A 9,103-nucleotide genomic window follows, 5' to 3' on the forward strand; every position below is an offset into this window, starting at 1 on the left:
CATAGAGCCATAATTTTTCACTTTCAATGGCGGCATACCGTCGCTTATTTTTTTCACAAAGTGAGTCATAAAATTTCTTCATCGACTTTTCGATATTTTTTTTATAAGGAAATGACATAAGACAACCACTGAGTAATAAATTAAGATAACCTTAATTTAGGGGAGATATTTCATTATTCAAGCTTGGCTGCTTCAGGAAGTTATTTCGTGCACATTCCTTAGATAAACAATGTCGTTCCAGATTCGTCCGCTTCGGCTAAAAATGCTGCAACACCATCAATCAGCTCTTCTTTTTTAATACCCATAACATCCATGGATATCTGACAGGCAATCATCTGTGCACCACCCACGCTTAGACTTTTCAACAAATTAGCAGGTGTTTCTACGCCTTTATCATGCATCACCTTACGGATCATTTTTGCTCCCAATCCATGCATATCCATTTTCGAAATCGAATTAAGATTCTCTATCCCTTTGGGCAACATATTACTAAACATACGGTCCATCAGCGGTTTATTCACTGAGGGTGCATTTTCATTACGTATTACATCCAGCCCCCAGAAGGTAAAGAAGAGACTGACAGGTTTACCCATGGCAAGTGCTCCATTAGCAATAATCATACTCGCCATTACCTTGTCCAGATCATCAGAAAATACCACCAGAGTAAGCTTGTCTTTAACTTGCGATGGCGTTGTTGCTACTGGAGCCACCTCAGCTTTGCGCAGAAGCACAGTGACTAGACCCTTTTCAGCTTTTACCGATAACAAGTCATTGCCGGTTTTCTTGCTCCATGCACGAATATCACGACCGAAGGCTGGGTCAGATGCTGTGACTTCTAGCAGCTCTCCGATTTCAAGAGCATTCATCGCATTATAAGTTTTCATGATAGGCCCCGGACATTGAAGTCCCACAGCATTCAGAGCATGGACTTCACCCTTTATATCTGAAGCAATTAATTCAGCTCTAATCTCACCGTTACCGCTACGCTCTGCTTCTACTTCATCAGGATCACGGAGCTTAAGATCATCATAGTGAAAAATATCTGGATTAGCTTGCTTATCAACAGCCCAGGAATAGGTTTTATACCCTCCCGATAGATTACGAACCTAAGTAAAGCCTCTTTGTTTAAGCAGTCGATAGGCTAGATAGCCACGTATACCAACCTGACAGAACACCACTAAAGGGAGCTTTGGGTCAAGCTCGCTTAACTGATCACGCAGATGGTTTATATCGATATTGCGCGCTGTAGGAATACTACCAAACTCAAACTCTGCCGCTGTACGCACATCGACCAGTTGCAAACTAGTATCACTGGATTCCAGCTTGTCACGCAACTCTCTCCAGTCGATAACTTCAACAGACTGATTTAGAATATTGCTAGCAACATAACCAGTCATATTAACCGGCTCTTTAGCTGAACTGAATGGTGGAGCATAGGCCAACTCCAGTTCAGTCAAATCATCAATTTTCAGCCCAGCATGTATAGCGGTGGCAATAACATCTATGCGTTTATCTACACCACTAGCTCCAACAGCCTGCGCCCCAAGTATTTCACCTGATTCGTTAAAAAGCAGTTTGATACTGACTTGTTTAGCACCAGGATAGTAACTGGCGTGAGAGCCACTGTGTGTTATACAACTTAGAAAAGGAACATCAGCAGCCAGTAATTGCTTTTCGTTAAGACCTGTTGAAGCTGCGCCCAAATCAAATGCTTTAAGTATTGCTGTGCCCAGAGTTCCTTTATATTCCTTACTGTTAGCAAAAACTATATTATCTGCGACCATCCTGCCCTGACGGTTTGCTGGCCCCGCTAGTGGAATAAGCGCTGGTTTCCCACTAATCGTTTGTGTTATCTCGATTGCATCACCAACGGCATAAATATCAGGATCTGAAGTTTGCAAATGGGCATTTACCTTGATGCCCCCAGTAGCCCCAAGTTCAAGACCAGCCGCTCTGGCCAGAGTCGTTTCCGGGTGAACACCAATAGCTAAAATTATAATATCCGCCTGAAGACGGCGACCGTTACTTAGATAAACCAGCGTATAGTCATCTTTGTCTTCAAAGCGTTCCACTCTATTTGATAGGTAAAGCTCAATATTTTTATCATGCATATGTGAATGCACAATAGCAGCCATTTCATAATCCAGTGGTGCTAAAATCTGGTCAGCCCCTTCTACCAAAGTAGTAGAAATACCTTTCTCATGAAGATTCTCCGCCACTTCTATACCGATAAACCCACCACCGATTACTACAGCACGACGCGCTGAATGCTGGCTAAGATGCGACATAATACGGTCAAGATCGGGAATATTACGCAAGCCAAAGACTCTTGCTGAATCAATACCCGGCAGTTTAGGGCGTAATGGTTCTGCACCAGGAGATAACAATAGCTTGTCATATGCTTCATCAGATTCATCGCCAGTGGCAAGATCACGCAAACGTACAACTTTAGCTTTGCGATCAATAGCAATGGCTTCTGTGTGGCTGCGTACATCAACCCGATAACGATCGGTAAATGTTTCTTCGGAAGTAACTAAAAGCTGCTCACGTTCCTGGATAGTTCCCGAGATATGGTAGGGAAGACCACAATTAGCAAAACTGATATATTGCCCACGTTCAACCAGAACAATCTCAGCCATCTCATCGTTACGCCTCAAGCGTGCTGCCGCAGTCGCTCCACCAGCAACACCACCTACGATTATGATTTTCATTATAATTTATACCTTGGTAACTTCCGCCCACAGGTGACGAAAACGAGTTAAATTAGATAATCATAATATATAAATGTTGTGTAATGCACTAGGTGCTCTTTATTTATTACTAACATTGCCTAAAGAGCCAGCCTTCTAGTGATCACTTCTAGCTAGAAGCTTAGCATTAACCCATTGAGGCTGATATTCGTGTAGAGCTTTGTAACTCGATATACGGTATAAATCGTAGGAATCACTGCCTAATAATTACCCTAGGAACCACTCAAATTAAATCTAGTTATAATTCTCCATACACTCTGTGTTTTAATGTGAAAAATACCTAACGTCTTATTCGTTAATTTATGCCCTTAATCTACGACTCCACTATTGTCACCGCTTTGGTACTTGGTTTAATCAGCGCCTGCTCTCTACCATTAGGTACTTTAACCACTTTATTCTGGAAGCCCTCTGATCGTGATATTGCTGTTTTAATGTCTTTTGGCGGCGGCGCCTTACTGGCAGCATTAACCCTTGATTTAGTCGCAGGCACAGTAGCAAAAGGCGATTTTCCTCCGCTTGCTGCTGGCTGTATTGGCGGTGGATTACTATTTATTGGCTTAAATAACATAGTTAATGATTTTGGCGGATTCTTACGCAAAGCCTCGACTACGATGTACCATTTGCGCAAACAGGAATATCGCAAATTCAGGCAAATACTTTCCCTGGCTAAACGCACCGATGTATTTTGCGACCTAAGTGATACTGATTTTAAAGTTTTGGCTAAAACGATTCATCTACAGAACTATAAAAAAGGAGAAATAGTTTTCACCAAAGGCGACCTTTGTGACAACTTGTATTTTATTGCAAAAGGTAGTGTTTCACTATTAGACCCCATTGATAAAGTAGCCAGTAAAACACTAGATAAGCATGATGATCTGGGTTGGCTGGCATTTATTACCGGAACACCCTACCGCTTTACCGCTAGAGCATCTGAAGGTGTCAGTTTATGGGCCCTTCCTAAAGCTACTTTTTTCAACCTGCTACCAGACTCGCCTACTCTGGTACATGCAGTACAGCGCTGGCTGCGAAGTAAAGAAGCCACAGACTATCTGCATACGCATCACGGCTTATCTTTTTCTGCCATTATTCGCTGGCATGACCATGAATACATACTCTGGCCAGGAGAGGTATGTTTGCCTCAGCCGTTTCAATAGACCATAAAGGTAAAGCCTTTCTTCAATATGCTAAACATATCAAAGGCTTTGATTTTTTTGCCAACTTACCTGAAGAAGAGTTACAAGCGATTTCTGATCGTCTAGTATTTAAAAAATTTGCCCGGGGAGAAACCTTTTTTCACCGTGGAGAATTATCAAATCACTTATATATAATCGAACAAGGCTCCGTTGCTAAACTTGATGCATTTGATCGTTCAGTACATTCTATTGATGTAAGCTCTCATTATTCTTTCGGTTATATGGCTTTTTTTTACTGGCAGTCATAATTCAATGTCTACTGTTGCCAGTGAAGAAACAGTGGGCTGGGTACTACGTAAACAAGATTTTGATGCCTTACTCACCGTTTTACCTGTATTGAAAGAGCAATTTAAACTCTTTTTACAAGGAACAGACGTTTTATGTTACCTGCAAGAACGGCAGCAACTTAATCCAGATAGTGCCGAAAAGTGGATTAGTCGTGCTACTAAAAACATTAATGTGAACAAACCCGTATTACCTGTCTCCAGAATACATTTTGATATCAGTGAACATAAAGGTGCGCCCTTAGGTATCTGGCTGGGTCTAATGCTTGATGGTATTCCAGAGGCTTTGGTTATTGGAGCAGGAACGGCTCACTCGGCTTTGAGCTTTTCTTTGCTGGCAGGTTTGTTTTTTTCCAATTACCCGGAAGCTTTGTCTAGCTCTAGCGGTATGCGCCAACAAGGTATGAAATTTAGTACTATCCTGCTAATGTGGACCGTATTAATGCTGATGACAGGTCTTCTTAGTGCTCTGGGTAGCATTTATTTTGCCGGGGTAAGCAATGCAGTATTTGCCTTTACTCAGGGAGTTGCTGCAGGTGCAATGTTAACCATGATCGCGCAAACCATGCTACCTGAAGCCTATATAAAAGGCGGAGAAGTCGTTGGCTTCTCTACTTTATTAGGCTTTCTCACGGCTATTTTTTTCAAAACGCTAGAGTAGTTTTTATCAACACTGGCGATAGACACACAAAACTTTGAACTAATCCCCCTTACCGCCATTGCGTTAAGGAATATTTCATTAAATATCATAATATTAGAACGTAGGCTGATTATCTAGCGTAGCGCAGATAACGTAACCCAGCATTTTATGAATTCCTTAGGATATCTAATTACATTTTTATTGCCACACAAACCCAGTTATCTGGGTAATTGATTGATTATAAATGACACATTCCGTACCAAAGTCGGATGAAAATTGTGGTGAGTTATATTGCCCTAGTTGAAGAGACTGTGAAAGTATTCTGTTTACCTTCCCTCTTGAAAAAGGGGATTGTGGAGGATCATTTAAAAACATAGTTCATTGATATTGCGTGATTAGTTTTAATCTACCAAACCTCCCCTAGCCCCTCCTTAACTAAAGAGGGGGATTTTGTTGAATACTTTCATAGCCTCTGAAGTCTCGCTCCAGATTAGTTGCGCCGTCACTTAAGCATAAAAAATCAAATGTAATTCTTGACGAAACGCTGATTTTCAGCTATTTTGGATAGATTTTTTATAAACTTAGAGCAAATAGTTTTCCTATAAAAACTAGGCTTTTTATCTCTAGGTTTTAATTTCGGCTATATCCGGATTATCAGCAAAGTCAACTTTCTCTATCTGCTGCTTAATCTAGCTATAACAAGTGTTTTAAAGAGGTTATTAAGAGTGGAACTTAGTGGTGGACAGATAGTCGTTCAGTGCCTAAAAGATGAAGGTGTAGAATATCTTTTTGGTTATCCTGGCGGCGCAGTATTACATTTATATGATGCAATTTTTCATCAGGACGATGTAAAACATATTTTAGTCAGACATGAGCAGGCTGCAACTCATGCGGCTGATGCTTATGCGCGCGCAACAGGTAAACCAGGTGTCGTCCTGGTAACCTCAGGACCAGGCGCTACTAATGCTGTCACAGGCATTGCTACCGCTTATATGGACTCTATCCCTATGGTGGTTATTTCAGGTCAGGTGCCTACTGCTGTCATTGGTAGTGATGCCTTTCAGGAAGTAGATATGGTTGGTATCACCCGCCCCTGCGTTAAGCATAACTTTCTGGTTAAGGATGTTAATGATATTGCAGAGACCATGAAAAAGGCGTTTTACGTTGCGACGACGGGGCGCCCTGGCCCTGTGGTTGTTGATATCCCTAAAGATATTACCGATCCAAATATCAAAGTAGCTTATAAATACCCTAAAAAAGTCAAAATACGCTCTTATAACCCAGCAACCAAAGGGCATCCGGGACAAATCAAGAAAGCAGTGGATTTATTATTACACGCTCACCGCCCGGTGATTTATTCAGGTGGTGGCGTGGTATTAGGCAATGCCAGTGATGAACTCACCGAATTAACGCGCTTGCTCAATTATCCTATTACTAACACATTAATGGGCTTAGGCGCATACCCTGCAACTGACAAACAGTTTGTCGGTATGTTAGGTATGCATGGCACCTATGAAGCAAATCTGGCGATGCACGAGAGTGACGTGATTTTGGCCATCGGAGTTCGTTTTGATGACCGTGTAACAGGTAAACTTGCTGAGTTTTGCCCGCATGCAAAAATCATTCATATCGACATAGATCCGGCTTCTATTTCAAAAACAGTTAAGGTTGATATTCCTATTGTTGGCGAGGTTAAGCTAGTGCTTAATCAAATGCTAAGTGAAATCAAGGCACATAAAAAGAAACCGTCTAAAAAAACACTAGCTGCATGGTGGAGTCAGATTGAGCAATGGCGTACTGCAAACTGCCTTGAATTTGATCGCAATAGCGACCAAATCAAACCGCAAGCGGTTGTTGAAGAGCTTTATAAAATAACCAAGGGTGAAGCCTATATTACCTCCGATGTTGGACAACATCAGATGTTTGCGGCACAATTTTATCATTTTGATAAGCCACGCCGCTGGATTAACTCTGGCGGCCTAGGAACTATGGGCTTTGGCTTACCTGCGGCGATTGGCGCAAAACTCGCCCACCCTGATGCTGATGTTGCCTGCATTACTGGTGAAGCCAGTATCCAGATGTGTATACAGGAACTTGCGACTGCTTTGCAGTACAATACACCGGTTAAAATCATTAACCTGAATAACCGCTATATGGGTATGGTACGACAGTGGCAGGAATTTTCTTATGAAAGCCGCTATTCACAGTCTTATATGGATACTATTCCTGATTTTGTTGCCTTAGCTGAAGCTTATGGCCATGTTGGTATACGCGTTGAAAAGCCTGAAGATGTCAGACCAGCTCTTGAGAAAGCATTTGCCTTGAAAGATCGCACTGTTTTTATTGATTTTATCACTGACAGAACTGAAAACGTTTACCCTATGATTGAATCTGGAAAAGGTCATCAAGAGATGACCCTGCGTGTTGCACCCGGCACACCAATGAATAGAGAGCTAGCTTAATGAGACATATTATTTCTATTCTGATTGAAAACGAAGCCGGCGCTTTATCGCGTGTGGCAGGACTGTTTTCTGCGCGTGGCTATAATATTGAATCATTAACCGTTGCGCCGACAGAAGATTCTACTTTATCAAGAATGACACTGGTGACCCGTGGCAGTGAAGATATTATTGAGCAAATTACCAAGCAACTTAACAAACTGATTGATGTTGTTAAGCTAATTGATCTAGCTGAAGCCTCACATGTAGAAAGAGAGCTAATGCTGGTTAAAGTTAAAACCAGCGGCGAAACACGTGAAGAGATTAAACGCTTATCTGATATTTTTCGTGGCAAAATCATTGATGTCACTGACAATAGCTATGTCATCGAAATGACTGGCGCATCCGATAAGCTTGATGCCTTTGTTAATGCGTTAGATGAAAGCAATATCATTGAAACCGTACGCTCAGGCCCTACCAGCATGTCACGTGGTGAAAACGGCTTACATTTATAGCCTGCTTTACGGCATAAAACCCCAACTGAATATCCGCAGATTAAAGACTCACAACCACGCATATCATCGCCTCTGGATGCGAGTTTTTAGTTCGCTTAGAAGTACTAGCGACTCACCCACCGTAAAGTAGGTAGTCAAAAAACAAAACTATAATTACAGGAAATAAAATGCAAGTTTATTACGATAAAGACGCTGACCTTAATATCATCAAAGGAAAAAAGGTTGCCATTATTGGTTACGGCTCACAAGGCCATGCTCACGCTAACAACCTAAAAGATTCAGGTGTGGATGTTGTTGTTGGTTTACGTGCTAGCTCTAGCTCTGTTGCAAAAGCTGAAGCGCATGGGCTAACAGTTAAAAACGTACCTGAAGCCGTTGCATCTGCAGATGTTGTCATGATTTTAACGCCTGATGAGTTTCAATCTCAGCTTTATAAAGAAGAAATTGAGCCAAACATCAAACAAGGCGCTGCTTTAGCTTTTGCTCATGGTTTTGCTATTCTTTACAACCAGGTTGTACCACGCGCTGATTTAGACGTTATCATGATTGCACCTAAAGCTCCTGGCCACACAGTGCGCTCGGAGTTTACTCGCGGCGGCGGTATCCCTGATTTAATCGCTATTCATCAAGATGCTTCAGGTACAGCAAAAGAAATTTGCCTATCTTACGCTTCTGCTATCGGCGGTGGTCGTTCTGGTGTCATCGAAACAACTTTCCGTGATGAAACTGAAACTGACCTATTCGGTGAGCAAGCTGTCCTTTGTGGTGGTGCTGTTGACCTGGTTAAAATGGGTTTTGAAACCTTAGTTGAAGCAGGTTACGAGCCTGAGATGGCTTACTTTGAATGTTTGCATGAATTAAAATTGATTGTTGATTTAATGTTTGAAGGCGGTATTGCAAACATGAACTACTCAATTTCTAACAATGCTGAGTACGGCGAGTATGTTACTGGCCCTAAGGTTATTAACGAAGAAAGCCGCGCAGCAATGCGTGCTGCACTGAAAAACATCCAGACGGGTGAATACGCGAAGAAATTCATCATGGAAGGTATGACTAACTACCCAGAAATGACTGCTAAGCGTCGCCTAAATGCTGAGCACCCAATCGAAGTTGTTGGTGCAAAGCTACGTGCGATGATGCCATGGATTGCAGCGAATCAAATTGTTGATAAAGCTAAAAACTAGATTTTATCCGCATTAGTCGTATAGAAAGGCCCATCATTGATGAGCCTTTTTTTTATACCTGTCGTATTTAAGTTTGCCTCTCCACATACCCTATCTAAC

General features: G+C 41.9%; 6 protein-coding genes and 1 pseudogene. 6 read left to right on the top strand and 1 reads right to left on the bottom strand.

All coding sequences use genetic code 11. The features are described from left to right. Positions 1-218 precede the first annotated feature (218 nt). Positions 219-2,711 (bottom strand): annotated as a pseudogene (locus CDZ78_RS03905) (FAD-dependent oxidoreductase). 341 nt (positions 2,712-3,052) lie between these two features. Here CDZ78_RS03905 and CDZ78_RS03910 point away from each other — a divergent pair. From CDZ78_RS03910 to ilvC, 6 genes are all read left to right on the top strand, one after another. Beyond that, a complete protein-coding gene (locus CDZ78_RS03910; RefSeq protein WP_087868799.1) occupies positions 3,053-3,904 on the top strand; it encodes a cyclic nucleotide-binding domain-containing protein in 852 nt (283 codons plus the stop codon). Next, positions 3,880-4,191 (top strand): cyclic nucleotide-binding domain-containing protein, encoded by a 312-nt coding sequence (locus CDZ78_RS03915; protein ID WP_087868800.1) that lies wholly within the window; start codon positions 3,880-3,882, stop codon positions 4,189-4,191. The genes CDZ78_RS03910 and CDZ78_RS03915 overlap by 25 nt, the downstream gene beginning before the upstream one ends. Positions 4,192-4,195: 4 nt before the next feature. Then, positions 4,196-4,888, top strand: a complete 693-nt coding sequence (locus CDZ78_RS03920) for a ZIP family metal transporter (RefSeq protein ID WP_087868801.1) — start codon at positions 4,196-4,198, stop codon at positions 4,886-4,888. 704 nt (positions 4,889-5,592) lie between these two features. Then, positions 5,593-7,329 (top strand): acetolactate synthase 3 large subunit, encoded by a 1,737-nt coding sequence (locus CDZ78_RS03925; protein WP_087868802.1) that lies wholly within the window; start codon positions 5,593-5,595, stop codon positions 7,327-7,329. Then, positions 7,329-7,820: an acetolactate synthase small subunit gene (gene ilvN, locus CDZ78_RS03930; RefSeq protein WP_087868803.1), complete on the top strand. Its 492-nt coding sequence runs from the start codon at positions 7,329-7,331 to the stop codon at positions 7,818-7,820. The genes CDZ78_RS03925 and ilvN overlap by 1 nt, the downstream gene beginning before the upstream one ends. 167 nt (positions 7,821-7,987) lie before the next feature. Next, positions 7,988-9,004 (top strand): ketol-acid reductoisomerase, encoded by a 1,017-nt coding sequence (ilvC, locus tag CDZ78_RS03935; RefSeq protein ID WP_087868804.1) that lies wholly within the window; start codon positions 7,988-7,990, stop codon positions 9,002-9,004. Positions 9,005-9,103 lie beyond the last annotated feature (99 nt).

This window comes from Bathymodiolus platifrons methanotrophic gill symbiont (assembly GCF_002189065.1).
Lineage (GTDB): Bacteria > Pseudomonadota > Gammaproteobacteria > Methylococcales > Methylomonadaceae > Methyloprofundus.

Excerpts from the sequence above, each read along its gene's own strand:
- CDZ78_RS03910 (WP_087868799.1), top strand. The coding sequence starts at position 3,053 with ATGCCCTTAATCTACGACTCCACTATTGTCACCGCTTTGGTACTTGGT.
- CDZ78_RS03915 (WP_087868800.1), top strand. The coding sequence starts at position 3,880 with ATGTTTGCCTCAGCCGTTTCAATAGACCATAAAGGTAAAGCCTTTCTT.
- CDZ78_RS03920 (WP_087868801.1), top strand. The coding sequence starts at position 4,196 with ATGTCTACTGTTGCCAGTGAAGAAACAGTGGGCTGGGTACTACGTAAA.
- ilvN (WP_087868803.1), top strand. The coding sequence starts at position 7,329 with ATGAGACATATTATTTCTATTCTGATTGAAAACGAAGCCGGCGCTTTA.
- ilvC (WP_087868804.1), top strand. The coding sequence starts at position 7,988 with ATGCAAGTTTATTACGATAAAGACGCTGACCTTAATATCATCAAAGGA.